Raw genomic sequence first — 13,600 nt, forward strand, 5'->3', positions numbered from 1 at the left:
CGCGGGCAGGGGGTGCGGAGTGGCGACCGCCGTGGTGAGGGGTCACGAGCGTCGGCTCGGATCCCCGTCGGGAGTGCCGCCCCGCCCAGGTCCGGTGCCAGGGGTGCGACCGTCCGGCTCGCTCATGCTCGACCAGCTCCTACAGGTCGCCTTCCATGCTCGGCCTCCCCGCCACCGTGCGCAACGGCCCGGCGGGGGGTGAACGCCGGCAGGGCTCGCCGAGGTGAGCCGGCCGCGACAACACGTCCTCGCCGGTGGCTCGACGCCCACAGACCTCTCTCCCCCTTGTGCTCCTGCGCGCCTCGGACTAACTTACAACCCGATGGTTGTAGGAAATGTCGATGCGGAACACGCCGACCGGGTCTTCCACGCACTCGCGGACGCCACCCGGCGGGACATCGTCGCGGTGGTGCTGCGCGGCGAGCAGTCCGTGTCCGACCTCGCCCGCCGCTATCCGATGAGTTTTGCGGCCGTGCAGAAGCACGTCGTCGTGCTCGAGCGCGCCGGTCTGGTCACCAAGCAACGGCGAGGCCGCGAGCAACGCGTGCGCGGCAACGTCGACACCCTGCGCGAGGCCCATCGCCTGCTCGATCAGCTCGAAGTGGTGTGGCGACAGCGCCTGGACAGCATCGACGCGATCCTCGCCGACCCGCCCGAGGCCGGACCGAACGAAGGAGCGAGCTCGTGACACTGACCAGCGTCGACAAGGATCCCGAGACCAGGACGATGACCTTCACCGCGCAGTTCGACGCACCGGTCGCCCGGGTCTGGCAGGTGTGGAGCGACCCGCGTCAGCTCGAACGGTGGTGGGGGCCGCCGACCTACCCGGCGACCGTCGTCGACCATGACCTCACCCCTGGCGGCAGCGTCACCTACCTGATGACCGGGCCCGAGGGCGATAAGCACAGGGGATGGTGGCGTGTGCAGGCCGTCGACGCGCCCCACCGCCTCGAGTTCGAGGACGGGTTCGCCGACCACGCCGGCAATCCCAACGCCGACCTGCCGACCACGACGGTCCGCGTCACCCTCCGAGAACAGGCCGGGGGCGGGACCCGGATGGAGATCGCGTCGACCTTCCCGAGCCTCGAGGCCATGGAGCAGCTGATCGCCATGGGCATGGAGGAGGGCATGGCCGCCGCGATCGGGCAGATCGACCAGCTGCTCGCTCCGCAGGGCCGCTGACCGGCCGTTCCGCAGGTCACGGGGGCATTACCGCGGTCGTGGGCCGCGGCGCCTCGGTCGGAGAGCGTGCGCCGGCACGAGCTGATCCGTGAGAGGGAGGCCGGTCGAGGGCACCAGAGTCGCGTACGGGACGCGGAACGACACCACCCCGAGCCACTCCCCGGTGGTGCTCCGCAGCCAGCCGCGAAGCTCGCCCTCGACCGCGCCCCGGACGTCGAGCGTGCTGTCGTCCGGGCGGAAGCGCGGGGGCGGGAAGTTCATCTGGGGGTAGATCGCCGACAACTCCACCCACACCGGCCGGGGAGTCCTCAACCTGCGCACGCAACCGCCTTCGAACGCATGTGCGAAGGCTACGACGACGAGGAGTCGGAGCCAACCGCGGGAGCGATCGGAGCGGATCTCGCCCGAGCGAGCGGCTCCGTGGCGTCCTGCCACGGAGCCTGCGCGAAAACCCGTTGGCGGACCACGGCGACCACAGCTACATTCCCGGCGGCCGTGCGAGAGATCGAGGAGGTGGTACCCGTGAACGCAGTATCGACATGGGTGCATCCCTTCGGGGTCACGGTCGGGCGATAGGTCGTCCGGGAGCGCCGTTCACGAGCACTCCCGAAAGGCACGACCATGCGATTCACTTCCGAACAGCGCCTCGACGACGGCGTCGGAGAACGCGGGTTCACCCTCGGCGAGATCCCCGGCATCCTGTGGACGCCCGGATCCGCATCCGCACCGGCCCCGCTGATCCTGCTCGGCCATCCCGGCGGACTGCACAAGATGTACCCCCGACTGGTTGCCCGGGCCCGGCACTCCGCGGCGGAGGGCTACGCCGCGGCCACCATCGAGCTCCCCTGGAGCGGTGACCGGCCCCGTTCCGCCGCCGCCGAACAGGCCCGCGCCGACCTGCGCCGGGCACTGGAGGCCGGCGAGCCGGTCGACGACGAGATCGTCGACCGGCTCGTTCTCCCGCTGGTCGAAAAGGCGGTCCCGGAATGGCGGGCCGCCCTGGACGCCCTCCTTTCGCTGCCCGAGATCGGCGGCCCGGTCGGGTACGCGGGAGGGGTGATCGCCATCGGCATCCGGTTGGCTGTGGTCGAGCCGCGCATCTCAGCCGCCCTTCTGTTCGCCGGGAGTTTCGTGCCCCGCACCCTGTTCGAGGAGGCCCGGCAGGTCACCATTCCGCTGCAGGTCCTGCTGCAGTGGGACGACGAAGGAAACGACCGGAAGATGGCCCTGGACCTGTTCGACGCCTTCGGCGCCAAGGAGAAGACGCTGCACGCCAATATGGGCGGGCACACCGGCGTCCCGCAGTTCGAGGGGGACGCCGGGAACCGGTTCTTCGCCCGGCACCTGAAGTGAGGCCGGGCCGTCACGCCGGCAGCAGACGATAGGAGCTGCCGGCCCGGATGCCGCTCATCGAGGACAGGTCCAGGCCTTCCTCGATGGCGGTGGCCAGCACAGAGGGCGGGTCAGCGGGTGAGCGTCGACGAGCTCGGTGATCACGACCATCAGCACCCCGATCGGCACACAGTCGCTGATGTTGATCAGGAGGGTCGACCACGGCCACTGCGACGGTCGGTGCGGCAATGCCAGCCCCAGCCCGTACCGAGCCTCCGCGCCCGCGATACCGCCGACGGCGACCGCCGAGACCATGCTGATCAGCCGTGCTCCTTCCAGCGCGGGCCGGGATCGGCCGGCCCGAGATCCGCGTCGACATCCGAGGCCCCTGCGGCCACGGGGCGCCTGGATCAGGTAGCGACATGGCTGACGGAACCCGGGCGAGACACGAGATCTGGCAGCACACCTTTCGTTGACAGCTCCTTCCCGCAGGAATACTTTCGCGCGGAAGCATCAGCTGCACGCAGAGGCAGGAGGGATGACGGTGCCCGAGGTCGTGTTCAGCGTGGATCAGTCGAAGTCGATGCGAGATCAGGCGGTACCGGGGCACAACCGCTGGCACCCCGACATCCCGCCGGCGGCGTCCGTGCGGCCGGGCGCGGAGTTCCGGGTCGAGTGCCGGGAATGGACCGATGCGCAGCTCGGCAACAACGACTCGTCGAACGACGTGCGCGACGTCGACCTCAGCGTCGCGCACATGCTCAGCGGGCCGGTCGAGATCCAGGGCGCCGAGCCCGGCGACCTGCTCGTCGTGGACATCCTCGACCTGGGCCCCTGCCAGCCGCCGCAGGAGTACGGCGACGCGCCCGGCCAGGGCTGGGGCTACACCGGGATCTTCGCCAAGGCCAACGGGGCGGCTTCCTGACCGACCACTTCCCCGACGCCTACAAGGCGATCTGGGACTTCCACGGTCAGGACGCGACCTCGCGGCACGTTCCCGGGGTGCGCTACACCGGCATCACCCACCCGGGCCTGTTCGGCACGGCACCGTCCGCCGACCTCCTGGCGGAGTGGAACCGCCGCGAACAGGCACTGATCGACCAGGACCCGGACCGGGTGCCGCCGCTGGCCCTGCCGCCGCTCGAGGACGGGGTCCTGGCCGGCACGCTGAGCGGGGCGGAGCTCGAGCGCGTCGGCCGCGAGGGTGCCCGCACCGTCCCCGCCCGGGAGAACGGCGGGAACCACGACATCAAGAACTTCACCCGAGGAAGCCGCGTCTACTACCCGGTGCACGTGGCCGGGGCCAGACTCTCCGGCGGCGACCTGCACTTCTCGCAGGGCGACGGCGAGATCACCTTCTGCGGTGCCATCGAGATGGGCGGGTTCATCGACTTCGGCGTGGACCTGATCAAGGGAGGCATGGAGAAGTACGGCATCACCACCAACCCCGTGCTGATCCCAGGTCGCGTCGAGCCGCGCTACAGCGAGTTCCTCACCTTCATCGGCGTCTCGGTCGACGAGAACTCCGGAGACAACCTCTACCTGGACGCCACCGTCGCCTACCGGCGAGCCTGCCTCAACGCCGTCGAGTACCTGAAGAAGTTCGGCTACTCTGGGGAACAGGCCTATCTGCTGCTCGGGTCGGCGCCGATCGAGGGACGGGTGTCCGGCGTGGTGGACATCCCGAACGCCTGCTGTTCGCTCTACCTGCCGACCGAGATCTTCGACTTCGACATCCGGCCGAACAGCGAGGGCCCGCAGTCGGCGGACCGCGGCGCGTGCGCGACGAGCAGCTGAGGACACGCAGGACCCGGAGGAGATCGGAATGCCGGTCTACGTCTTCGCCTGCCCGGCCTGTGGGCGGTTCGAGCTGACCCGGCCGATGACCCGGGCAGGCGAGGCCGCGGCCTGTCCGGAGTGCGGCCGCGAGGCTCGGCGGGTGTTCACCCCGCCGAACCACCCCTTGCTGCGCAGTGAGGTGCGGCGCGCGCTCGGGGCGGAAGAGGCCAGCGCGCACGAGCCGCGCGTCGTCAGCCAGACGCGCGGCCGCCCACTCCGGCACCGGGCGGACCCGACCCCACCGTGGGTCCTGCACTGACCATCGAGACCGGGAGGCGAAGCGATGTTGCTCGCCGTTGTGTTGTTGTACGTCGGAGCCGTTCTCGGGGTGAACGGGATCTGGCTGGTCGGACAGGCTCGCGCGGCGGAGGACGTCGAGCGGGCCCCGGCCCACGCTGGCACCGGGGCCGGCGAGCCGGCGGAGGTACCGGCCTCGGTCGGCGGCCGCGGTGCCGAACCGGCCGCGGCCCGCAGGGAACGCTCGCCGCTGCTCATCCAAAATCGCGAAGTCGCGGTGCTCAACATCTTCACCGGCTTCATCGGCGTGGTGATCGCGCTGATCCTCCTGGTGCAGGGCGCCGTCGGCAACAACCTCGCCTCCGTACGCGGCGGAGGCTTCATCCTCCTGTTCGCGTTCACCTACCTCTGGGTGGCGTTCAATCAGTACCTCAACGCCGGCGGGCGGGCCTTCGGGTGGTACTGCCTGTTCGTCGCCATCACCGCGATCCCGGCGGGGATCTACACCCTGCAGAACGCGAACGGGAACATCGCCCTGATCTGGCTGGGCATCAACTGGTTCCTGTGGGCCATCCTGTGGGGGTTGTTCTGGGCGCTCCTCGCACTCGAGCTACCGATCGCCCGGCTCACCGGGTGGCTCGCCATCGTCGAGGGCATCGCCACGGCGTGGGCCCTCGGCTTCGCCGTGCTGATCGGGGTCTTCTCGTTCTGAACCCGACCACCGCGGCATGCACGGGCAACCGCCGTCCCACCGGCGACGGTTCCCCGCGTCGGTGGCTCAGCTCCGCGGTGGACCTGCGAGCTGGGCGATGACGTCGAACTCGAGCCCCTCTGCCCGCGCGAGGTACACGCTCTGCAACAGGTGGTTCCCCACCATGCGCACCACCCCGCGCGGGCTCTCGTAGGCCAGCTCGTCCGCCGCCGCACACAACCGGTCCAGCTCGATGCTCCCGGCCCGCTCGGCGAGCCTCGCCATGAACGTCAACGCCTCGTAGCAGGACTCCCCCATCGAGTTGAGCGCAGGCGCGGTGATCCCGAACCGCTCGACGTAGCGGCGGGAGAAGTCCAGCCCCGCAGAGGTCACCAGCGCCTCGAAGAACCCCGCCGTGGCGTACAGGTCCCGGGTGTTCGCCACGCCGCTGGCCAGCAGCATGTTCTCCTCCATCAACGGACTCAGGCGCACACACCGCTGGTCGAGACCAGCCGCGACGAAGGCACGGTTGAACCGCACCGCGTCCGACCCGACGAGGAACATCAACACACCGCGCGCCCCGCTGCCGCGCACGCGCCGCACAGCCGAGGCGAAGTCCTCCGTGCCGAGCGGCACGAACACCTCGTCGAGGACCCGGATGCCCGCCGAGCGCCGCGCGAACCGACGTGCCACCCGGGCCGACGCCCGCGGCCACACATAGTCGTCACCGACGATGCACCAGGTCCGCACGGCCAGCTCCCGCGCCATCCACGTCAGCGCCGGAAGAACCTGGCGGTCCGGAGTCTCCCCGGTGAGAAAGACGCCTTCCGTGCGTTCCCCGCCCTCGTACAACGTGGAGTACACGTACGGCACCCGGCCGGCCACCACCCGGTCGATCTGCTGGCGCACCGCGGAGATGTGCCACCCCGCGACCGCCTGCACCTTCCCGGCGCGGACCAGCGCGTCCACATCGCGAGCCACCCGCTCCGGGGCCTGCCCTCCGTTGACGACATGCAGCCGAAGCTCGCGCGTCAGCACCCCGCTCGCCGAGTTGATCTCGTCCACGGCGAGCTTCCCGCAGGCCTCGCAGGATGGTCCGAAAATTCCCTCCGGACCACTGCGCGGGATGACGAATGCGACATCCAGCGAGTCCTGACGCTGACTCACCAGGGCGGTTGCGCCTCGCATGGGATCTCCTCCCCCGGCAGGCGGCACAGCTTCACCCGACACTTCGAGACGTCAGTGTTTACGATGACAGTATCGCCGTTACTCCCTCGAGAGGACCTGTTCGTGGCCTCAGCGCCCCTCGTGCCCCACGGAGCGTCGACGGCACAACCGCTCAACACGCTGCTCGCCCGTGCCATGCACCGCGTGGCACGACATGTCGAGTCGACCCTCGCCGGCACCGGGATCTCCCTGGAGCAGTGGCGTGTGCTGGACCTACTCGCCGACGGCGACGGGCACTCCATGTCCGAGATCGCCGAGCACGCCATGGTGCCCGCCCCGACACTGACGAAGATCGTCGACCGGCTCGTCGACAACGCGCTGGTCCACCGCCGGGTCGACGAGCGAGACCGCCGCCGGGTCCTCGTCTTCACCACCGATCACGGAGCCGACCTGCACGCGGGACTTGCTCCGCAGGTCGGCAAGGCGGAGAACGACGCCATGTCCGAGCTCGGGCCGGACGACGCCGCGCAGTTCATCGAGCTCCTCACCAGCGTCGCCGCCCGACCCGCGCCGACAGGCGACGGGTGATCGAAGAGTTCGTGATCGGTTACTGGGTTCGTGCCAGGGCCGATTGCGAGGGACGAGCGCACCGGCGCGGGCCTGTTGCGAAAGGGCACTGAGAGCAGCGCTGGCGAGCGGACCTCACGGCTCCCGGCGTTCGCGGTCGCGATGCTCCGCCGTCACAGGGATGCCGCCGACGAGAGGGAGAAGAGGGTTTCCGGTCCGTGAGCGGTACGGTGATCTTATGGCTGGCCGGGCTGGAAGCCGCTGACCTGGAAGGGAAGCTCCTCCGACTGGACTCGAACCAGTAACCCTGCGATTAACAGTCGCATGCTCTGCCAATTGAGCTACGGAGGACCGCTGCCTGGAGCGGTACTCCGCTCACCGGCAGGCCGAACTTTACAGCACCCCTCCCGTGCCCCGATCGAGGCCCCCTCCCCCACACCGCCACCGCAGGTCGGCTGGGGCAGGATGGCGGTTCCCGCACTTCCCCGCTCCCGGAGGCGTCAATGCTCAAGTTCCTGCTGGGTGCCGCGGTCGGCTACGTGCTCGGTGCGCGGGCCGGCCACGAGCGGTACGAGCAGCTCGTCCGCACTTACCAGCGGGTGACGGACCACCCCGCGGTCCAGGGGGCCGCCGGAGTCGTGCGGGCCCGGGTCGACGAGGCCGTGCACAGCGCGAAGGGCGACCAGCACTGAGCCCTGGCCTCTTCCTCCGCTACGTCGAGATCGACGAGCAGGAGACCGGGGCCGGATACCCGTTCGATCTCCCGGCCGTCGCCGCCCTGCGGGGAGTGTGATGTCGAACTCGACGGGCGGACGCGACTAGCGTTTCCGGGCCACCGCGAAGATCCGACGGAACGGGAACCACGTCGTGCCGTCCCGCTCCCGCGGGTAGGCCTCGCGCAACCGGGGCGCGAGCCGGGCGGTGAACCGCGCGTAGTCCGCGTCGTCGAGCGCGTGCCGGACCGGGCGCATCGCCGTCCCGCTGATCCAGTGCAGGACCGGGTCCTCGCCGGTGAGGCGCTGCACGTAGGTCGTCTCCCAGGCGTCGACGTCGGCGCCGGCCGCGGACAGCAGCGACGTGTACTCCGTCGGTTCGAGCACCGTGCTCGCTCCCCGCAGGACGACCCGGCCGCGCCACTCGTCCTCCTCGGCGAGCTCGCGGAGCAGGCCATGGGAGGGCGCGCCGAAGTTCCCCGGGACCTGCATCGCGAACGACGCCCCGGCGGGCAGCGCGGCGATCCAACGCGGCAGCAGGTCCGGGTGCGACGGCACCCACTGCAGCACGGCGTTCGTCACGACGACGTCCGTGTCCGGGGTCGGCATCCACGCCACGACGTCCTGCTGCACGGCCTCGACGCCGCTCGCCCGGGCCGCGGCGACCATGTCCAGGGACGAGTCGATCGCGTCGACGACCGCGTCCGGCCAGCGCGCGAACAGCACCGACGTCAGGTGGCCCGGCCCGCACCCCAGGTCGACGACGCGGCGCGGGTCCTCGGCGCGCACCCGCGCGAGGAGGTCGTGAAAGGGCCGGGAGCGATGGTCGTCGAAGTCGAGGTAGAGCGAGGGGTCCCAGGTCGTGCTCGTCACCGGTGAAGCACCTCCGCGGGGTCGTGAGCGGAAATCGTCGCCAGGGCAACGATTTCGCTCACGGGGCGAGCTTGCGAGCCACATCCTGGGCGAGCGTACGGACGGCGTCCACATCGGTGCCCGGATCGGGGCGGACCTGCAGGACGGTGCCGTTGCGGCCGGGCACCTTGCGCTGGAGGAACCAGGCGCCCCCCGTCGCCAGGTCCCGGTGGTGCCGCGAGCGGATCGACTCGGTGACGCGGCGGTGCACGGCCTCGGGGACGGAGCCCGGCTCGGCGAGGCGGTAGCGCCGGGGAGGCAGGTCCGTGAGCAGTACTGCGCCGTCGAGGTCCTCCTCGACGGCCTCGACGACGCTCAGCGCGGCGTTCCCCCAGGTCGCCTTGCTGACCAGGTGCCAGCCGATCCGCCGCGCCGGCGGGACCCAGATCCCGCGGTTGGTGACGACGAGGTGGCCCCCGCCGGTCAGCGCCCCGACGGCGACGACGTGCTCCTCGGTCTCGAGCTCGCCCGCGAAGTCCTCGGGAATCTCGGCCTTCCCGAGCAGGCGCCTGAGGAAGCTCAATGGACGGCTCCGGACGCCTTGTCCCGCAACGCGATCCGGTACTGCTCCAGCGGGACGAGGTCCCCGAACAGCTCGTTGTAGGCCTCGAACTCCTCGACGGGGTTCGTCCGCTGCAGCCGCGACTTCACCTCCGCGATCTGCTGGTCGACGAGCGCGAGCCGGACCCCGGCCAGCACGCTCGCGATGTAGCGGGACTCGTCCGTGGCGGCGTCCCCGTTGCGCCGCCGGGGCAGCTCGAGGGGCTCGACGGCCAGCTCGCTGACCAGCCCGCGCTCCTCCGGACCGCACTCCGCGGCGGCGGCCTCGATCCACGCCGAGCCCTGCATCCCCGAGCACACGCCACCGGCGGCCTGGATGCCGCGGTGCACCGCAGCGAAGGCGGGGTGGGTGAAGGCCTGTTCGGGCAGCTCGTCGTAGGACGGGCCGGCGACAGCCGGGATCTGCAGAGCCGCCTTCAGCGCCTCGCGCTGCAGATGCAGCCGCGGGTCGTCCCGGCTCGGCAGCGGCACGGGCCGGCTCCTGCCGCGCGAGCGGTCCGCGGTCCCGCCGCCCGCGCTCTCCCGGACGCGCCGCACGACCATCGCGATGTCGTCCCAGCTGGTCCATCCCGCGAGCCGGCGCGCGTACTCGTCCCGCAGGTCCTCGCGGCGGATCTGCGCGACCAGCGGGACGCAGCGCTGCAGAGCGGCGACGCGGCCCTCGGCGGTGTCGAGATCGTGGTCCTTGAGGATCGAGCGGATCGCGAACTCGAACAGCGGCTCGCGGCGGGCGACGAGGTCGCGGACCGCGGTGTCGCCGTGGCTCTGGCGCAGCTCGCAGGGGTCCTGGCCGTCCGGCGCGATGCAGACGAAGGTCTGCGCGGCGAAGGACTGGTCCCCCTCGAACGCCTTGAGCGCCGCCGCCTGGCCCGCCGCATCGCCGTCGAAGGTGTAGATGACCTCGCCCAGGTCGAACGAGTCGTCCCCGAGCAGCCGGCGCAGCACGCTGACGTGCTCGGACCCGAACGCCGTCCCACAGGACGCGACGGCGGTGGGCACGCCCGCGAGGTGCATCGCCATGACGTCCGTGTACCCCTCGACGACGACCACCTGCCGTCGCTTGGCGATCTCGCGCTTGGCGAGGTCCAGCCCGAAGAGCACGTGCGTCTTGCGGTAGACGGGGGTGTCGCTGGTGTTGAGGTACTTGGCCTCGATCTGGTCGTCGTCGAACAGCCGGCGGGCGCCGAACCCGACGACGTCCCCGCCGAGGTCCTTGATCGGCCAGAGCAGGCGGCGGTGGAACCGGTCGATCGGGCCGCGGCGGCCCTCCTTCGACAGCCCGGCCTTGGTCAGCTCCTCGAACGTGAAGCCCTGCTTGAGCAGGTGCTTCGTGAGCATGTCCCAGCCGGCGGGCGCGTAGCCGCAGCCGAACTGCTCCGCCGCGGCGGTGCCGAACCCGCGGGCGGTGAGGAACTGGACGGCGGGCGCGGCCTCGGGGGTCCTGAGCTGTGCGGCGTAGAACTCGGCCGCGCGCCTGTTCGCCTCGAGCAGCCGGGACCGGGTCCCCCGGTCCCGCTGGACGGAGCTGCCGCCGCCCTCGTAGGTCAGCTTCAGGCCGATGCGGTCCGCGAGCCGCTCGACGGCCTCCGGGAAGCCGACGACCTCCATCTTCATGATGAAGTCGATGACGCTGCCGCCCTCGCCGCAGCCGAAGCAGTGGAACGTGCCGTGGGTGGGGCGGACGTTGAACGACGGGGACTTCTCGTCGTGGAAGGGGCACAGGCCCTTCAGCGACCCGGCGCCCGCCCGGCGCAGCGAGACGTACTCGCCCACGACCTCCTCGATGCGGGTGCGGTCACGGACCTCGGAGATGTCACTGTCCCGGATCCGGCCTGCCACGCGGCGGAGTCTAGTTCGTGCCGCCCGACGGGTGGGGCGCGCGTCAGCCCTGCGGCGTGAGGATCGCGGGGCGGGCGGTCCCGGCCGTGCGCTGGGTCGGGAGGTGCGGAACGGCGTCGGCCGGCAGGGCCGCCCTCCTGCGGTTCGGGAGGTCGGCGAGCAGGGGTGTGACGACGAGGACGGCGATCACCAAGATTCCGATCCAGGCTCCGACGGCGGTGAGGATCTCGTTCATGTCCTCGAGGCTGCCCCGTTCTCCTGTGCGTCACCTCGGCCGGAGGTAGGAATCCCGGGCGAAGCCTCGGCCGTTCGGCCGATCCCGCCGGCTGTGGCCGCCGCGCCGGGGTCGCGCCGTGGCGGACGGGTTCGAGGAGCACCGGGCCCGTCGAGGGCACAAGATCAGGGTGTAACCCATCGCATCCCGCGCGACCGGCGTGTCACGCACCGTGATCACCGGATGTCGGCGAGGATCTCGCGTCGTGCGAACGGCCCGGGTCATCCCCGCTCTCCTCCTGGTCCTCCTGACGGTGTCGGGGTGCGCCACGCTGGCGGATCGGCTCCCGGTCGACTTCCCCGGCGTCTCCGTCGAGACGGCCGCCGCGGCCGCACCGTCCGGCGCGGCCGCCGACGTGCTCGCCACGCTGCCGGTCAAGGGCCGCGCACCGAAGACCGGCTACACCCGGGACGAGTTCGGGCCGGCCTGGGCGGACGTCGACCGCAACGGCTGCGACACCCGCAACGACGTCCTGGCCAGGGACATGACCGGCGAGACCTTCAAGCCGGGCACCCACGAGTGCATCGTCCTCACCGGCACGCTGAACGACCCGTACACCGGGAAGGCGATCTCGTTCACCCGCGGCCAGGGCACGAGCGAGAAGGTGCAGATCGACCATGTCGTCGCGTTGTCCGACGCCTGGCAGAAGGGCGCCCAGCAGCTCGACGCCGCCGCCCGGCGCAACCTCGGGAACGACCCGCTGAACCTGCTCGCCGTCGACGGCCCGACGAACAACGCCAAGCGCGACGGCGACGCCGCCACCTGGCTGCCCCCGGCCAAGGCCTACCGCTGCGACTACGTGGCACGCCAGGTCGCCGTCAAGGCCAAGTACGCGCTGTGGATCACCCAGGCCGAGCACGACGCCATCGCCGACATCCTCCGCACCTGCCCCGGCGAGCCGGTTCCGGTGGACGACACCGTGCCCGGTCCGGTTCACTCGACGGGGACGTAAGTCCTCACCGGCGGTGCGCGATGTCCTCGGTGAGACGTCCGCACAGCCGGGGGAACGGATGGACACGCAGGGCACCTGGGGGCAGCGTCGGCAGGGTGCGATCCCCGTGCAGCGGGGCGCGCCGGACCGGAATTCGCCGGATCAGGGGCCGGGATACCGCCCGGCGGGGCCGGGCATCCCGCAGCAGCACGTGCCGCCGCAGGGATGGGGCCCCCAAGGGCCGGGCCTGCAGGGTCAGGGCCTCCCGCCACAGGGTGCGATCCCGCACCAGGCGGGGCCCCCGACCGGGTGGCGGCCGCCCGCCGGGCCGCAGTTCGGCCCGCCTCCGCCGGTCCACGGGCGCGCCCCGCACCTCCCGCCGCCGCCGAAGCAGCGGCCGGCATGGATCCTGCCGACCGTGCTCTCGGGCGTCGTCCTGCTCGCCGGTTGCGCGCTCGCCGGCATCACCACGACGGCGCTGGGCGCGACGAGCGCGCTCACCGCCTCGGCGGGCGCGCGCGGGGACGCCGCCTACCTGGCCGCCGTGGCGGACCGGCCCTCGTTCCAGGGCTACACCGACGCCCAGCTCGTCGACCTCGGGCACGAGGTGTGCACCTCGCTCGAGTCGGGGACGTCCCGCAGCACCCTGGTCGGCTCGGCGGTGTCCGCGGGTGTCGGGGCCCGGGACGCGCTCGTGCTGGTCGATGCCGCGAGCGACTCGTACTGCCCGGCCTACTCGCGCCGCTGATCAGCCGGTCCGCGCGGACCGCGGCGGGCAGGACCGTCCCGCCTTCTCGAACGCGGTCTCGGTGAGCAGGCCGGCCCGGAACAGCTTCGGGTGGTGCCGGACCGCGCTCCGGGATGTGACGACGAGTGGCCGGCGTCACTCCCGCGGCAGGGAGCTCAGCGGTGGGCGAGCGGGCGCGGCTCGGGGTAGCCGTACCGCAGCGCGTCGACGGGCACGATCCGTGCCCCCAGCGGGAGCAGCGCGGCGACGGCCAGCTTGAACGACGCGAGACCGAGCGGGATGCCGACGATCGTCACGATCATCGCGATCCCGGCCGCGACGTGGGCGAGCGCCAGCCACCAGCCGAAGAGCACGACCCACAGCACGTTGCCGATCATCGACGGCATGCCGGCGTACCGGTCGTGCGCGATCGTGCGGCCGAACGGCCAGAGCGAGTAACCCGCGAGCCGGAACGAGGCGATGCCGAACGGGATGGTGACGACGAGCAGGCACGCGACGATGCCGGCCGCGAGGTAGGCCAGGGCGAGCCACCAGCCGACGAGGACGAACCACAGGACGTTACCGATCGTGCGCACGCCTCCACGATGCCCGTGATCCCCGGTTCGTG

Annotated in this window: 17 protein-coding genes, 1 tRNA gene and 1 pseudogene; 10 read left to right on the top strand and 9 right to left on the bottom strand. The window is 71.4% G+C overall.

Annotated features, from left to right (window positions below):
* The first annotated feature begins 322 nt into the window (after positions 1-322).
* Complete coding sequence (locus WBK50_RS23770) at positions 323-688, top strand: ArsR/SmtB family transcription factor (RefSeq protein WP_341337726.1); 366 nt, start codon at positions 323-325, stop codon at positions 686-688.
* Complete coding sequence (locus tag WBK50_RS23775) at positions 685-1,182, top strand: SRPBCC family protein (protein WP_341337727.1); 498 nt, start codon at positions 685-687, stop codon at positions 1,180-1,182. Before WBK50_RS23770 ends, WBK50_RS23775 begins: the two co-directional genes overlap by 4 nt.
* Before the next feature lie 27 nt (positions 1,183-1,209).
* On the opposite strand, the gene WBK50_RS23780 is transcribed toward WBK50_RS23775, so the two are convergent.
* Positions 1,210-1,476, bottom strand: a complete 267-nt coding sequence (locus WBK50_RS23780) for a hypothetical protein (protein WP_341337728.1) — start codon at positions 1,474-1,476, stop codon at positions 1,210-1,212.
* Positions 1,477-1,803: 327 nt separating this feature from the next.
* Here WBK50_RS23780 and WBK50_RS23785 point away from each other — a divergent pair, with 327 nt between their 5' ends.
* Entirely contained in the window at positions 1,804-2,535 is a 732-nt protein-coding gene (locus WBK50_RS23785) for an alpha/beta hydrolase (protein ID WP_341337729.1), read from the top strand.
* A gap of 54 nt (positions 2,536-2,589) precedes the next feature.
* Here the strand turns inward: WBK50_RS23785 and WBK50_RS23790 are convergent, their stop codons facing one another.
* On the bottom strand, positions 2,590-2,829 hold the full coding sequence (locus WBK50_RS23790; protein WP_341337730.1) for a fluoride efflux transporter FluC: 240 nt from the start codon (positions 2,827-2,829) through the stop codon (positions 2,590-2,592).
* A gap of 268 nt (positions 2,830-3,097) precedes the next feature.
* On the opposite strand from WBK50_RS23790, the pseudogene fmdA reads away from it, so the two are divergent.
* From fmdA to WBK50_RS23805, 3 genes and pseudogenes are all read left to right on the top strand, one after another.
* Positions 3,098-4,311: pseudogene (fmdA, locus tag WBK50_RS23795) on the top strand (formamidase).
* Between the two features lie 28 nt (positions 4,312-4,339).
* Entirely contained in the window at positions 4,340-4,612 is a 273-nt protein-coding gene (locus tag WBK50_RS23800; RefSeq protein WP_341337731.1) for an FmdB family zinc ribbon protein, read from the top strand.
* A gap of 24 nt (positions 4,613-4,636) precedes the next feature.
* On the top strand, positions 4,637-5,302 hold the full coding sequence (locus WBK50_RS23805) for an AmiS/UreI family transporter (protein ID WP_341337732.1): 666 nt from the start codon (positions 4,637-4,639) through the stop codon (positions 5,300-5,302).
* 66 nt (positions 5,303-5,368) lie between these two features.
* On the opposite strand, the gene WBK50_RS23810 is transcribed toward WBK50_RS23805, so the two are convergent.
* The gene (locus WBK50_RS23810; protein WP_341337733.1) at positions 5,369-6,469 is read right to left on the bottom strand and encodes a substrate-binding domain-containing protein; all 1,101 of its coding nucleotides are present in this window, start codon (positions 6,467-6,469) and stop codon (positions 5,369-5,371) included.
* Positions 6,470-6,571: 102 nt separating this feature from the next.
* On the opposite strand from WBK50_RS23810, the gene WBK50_RS23815 reads away from it, so the two are divergent.
* Positions 6,572-7,036 (top strand): MarR family winged helix-turn-helix transcriptional regulator, encoded by a 465-nt coding sequence (locus WBK50_RS23815; protein WP_341337734.1) that lies wholly within the window; start codon positions 6,572-6,574, stop codon positions 7,034-7,036.
* A gap of 257 nt (positions 7,037-7,293) precedes the next feature.
* On the opposite strand, the gene WBK50_RS23820 is transcribed toward WBK50_RS23815, so the two are convergent.
* Positions 7,294-7,366: transfer RNA gene (locus WBK50_RS23820), tRNA-Asn, on the bottom strand.
* Between the two features lie 152 nt (positions 7,367-7,518).
* Here WBK50_RS23820 and WBK50_RS23825 point away from each other — a divergent pair.
* Positions 7,519-7,707: a hypothetical protein gene (locus WBK50_RS23825; protein ID WP_341337735.1), complete on the top strand. Its 189-nt coding sequence runs from the start codon at positions 7,519-7,521 to the stop codon at positions 7,705-7,707.
* 126 nt (positions 7,708-7,833) lie between these two features.
* On the opposite strand, the gene WBK50_RS23830 is transcribed toward WBK50_RS23825, so the two are convergent.
* Genes WBK50_RS23830 through WBK50_RS23845 form a run of 4 tightly spaced genes read right to left on the bottom strand, consistent with a single transcriptional unit; the run spans position 7,834 to position 11,275 of the window.
* Positions 7,834-8,601, bottom strand: coding sequence for a trans-aconitate 2-methyltransferase (locus tag WBK50_RS23830; protein ID WP_341337736.1), 768 nt, complete (start codon positions 8,599-8,601; stop codon positions 7,834-7,836).
* 58 nt (positions 8,602-8,659) lie between these two features.
* Positions 8,660-9,163, bottom strand: a complete 504-nt coding sequence (locus WBK50_RS23835; RefSeq protein ID WP_341337737.1) for a hypothetical protein — start codon at positions 9,161-9,163, stop codon at positions 8,660-8,662.
* A complete protein-coding gene (gene dnaG / locus WBK50_RS23840) occupies positions 9,160-11,040 on the bottom strand; it encodes a DNA primase (protein WP_341337738.1) in 1,881 nt (626 codons plus the stop codon). The genes WBK50_RS23835 and dnaG overlap by 4 nt, the downstream gene beginning before the upstream one ends.
* A 43-nt stretch (positions 11,041-11,083) precedes the next feature.
* Positions 11,084-11,275: a hypothetical protein gene (locus WBK50_RS23845; RefSeq protein WP_341337739.1), complete on the bottom strand. Its 192-nt coding sequence runs from the start codon at positions 11,273-11,275 to the stop codon at positions 11,084-11,086.
* A gap of 244 nt (positions 11,276-11,519) precedes the next feature.
* On the opposite strand from WBK50_RS23845, the gene WBK50_RS23850 reads away from it, so the two are divergent.
* Both WBK50_RS23850 and WBK50_RS23855 read left to right on the top strand, forming a co-directional pair.
* Complete coding sequence (locus tag WBK50_RS23850) at positions 11,520-12,266, top strand: HNH endonuclease family protein (protein WP_341337740.1); 747 nt, start codon at positions 11,520-11,522, stop codon at positions 12,264-12,266.
* A 397-nt stretch (positions 12,267-12,663) separates the two neighbouring features.
* Positions 12,664-12,993 carry a DUF732 domain-containing protein gene (locus WBK50_RS23855; protein ID WP_341337741.1) on the top strand — a complete coding sequence of 110 codons (330 nt, stop codon included), beginning with the start codon at positions 12,664-12,666 and terminating at the stop codon, positions 12,991-12,993.
* Between the two features lie 155 nt (positions 12,994-13,148).
* On the opposite strand, the gene WBK50_RS23860 is transcribed toward WBK50_RS23855, so the two are convergent.
* A complete protein-coding gene (locus WBK50_RS23860; protein ID WP_341337742.1) occupies positions 13,149-13,568 on the bottom strand; it encodes a YccF domain-containing protein in 420 nt (139 codons plus the stop codon).
* Positions 13,569-13,600 lie beyond the last annotated feature (32 nt).

Source organism: Pseudonocardia sp. T1-2H, assembly GCF_038039215.1.
Lineage (GTDB): Bacteria > Actinomycetota > Actinomycetes > Mycobacteriales > Pseudonocardiaceae > Pseudonocardia.

Bases quoted from the DNA above. Each gene is read 5' to 3' on its own strand.
- WBK50_RS23790 (WP_341337730.1), bottom strand. From the start codon at position 2,829: ATGGTCTCGGCGGTCGCCGTCGGCGGTATCGCGGGCGCGGAGGCTCGG.
- WBK50_RS23825 (WP_341337735.1), top strand. From the start codon at position 7,519: ATGCTCAAGTTCCTGCTGGGTGCCGCGGTCGGCTACGTGCTCGGTGCG.
- WBK50_RS23810 (WP_341337733.1), bottom strand. From the start codon at position 6,469: ATGCGAGGCGCAACCGCCCTGGTGAGTCAGCGTCAGGACTCGCTGGAT.
- WBK50_RS23800 (WP_341337731.1), top strand. From the start codon at position 4,340: ATGCCGGTCTACGTCTTCGCCTGCCCGGCCTGTGGGCGGTTCGAGCTG.
- WBK50_RS23805 (WP_341337732.1), top strand. From the start codon at position 4,637: ATGTTGCTCGCCGTTGTGTTGTTGTACGTCGGAGCCGTTCTCGGGGTG.
- WBK50_RS23770 (WP_341337726.1), top strand. From the start codon at position 323: ATGGTTGTAGGAAATGTCGATGCGGAACACGCCGACCGGGTCTTCCAC.
- WBK50_RS23845 (WP_341337739.1), bottom strand. From the start codon at position 11,275: ATGAACGAGATCCTCACCGCCGTCGGAGCCTGGATCGGAATCTTGGTG.
- WBK50_RS23785 (WP_341337729.1), top strand. From the start codon at position 1,804: ATGCGATTCACTTCCGAACAGCGCCTCGACGACGGCGTCGGAGAACGC.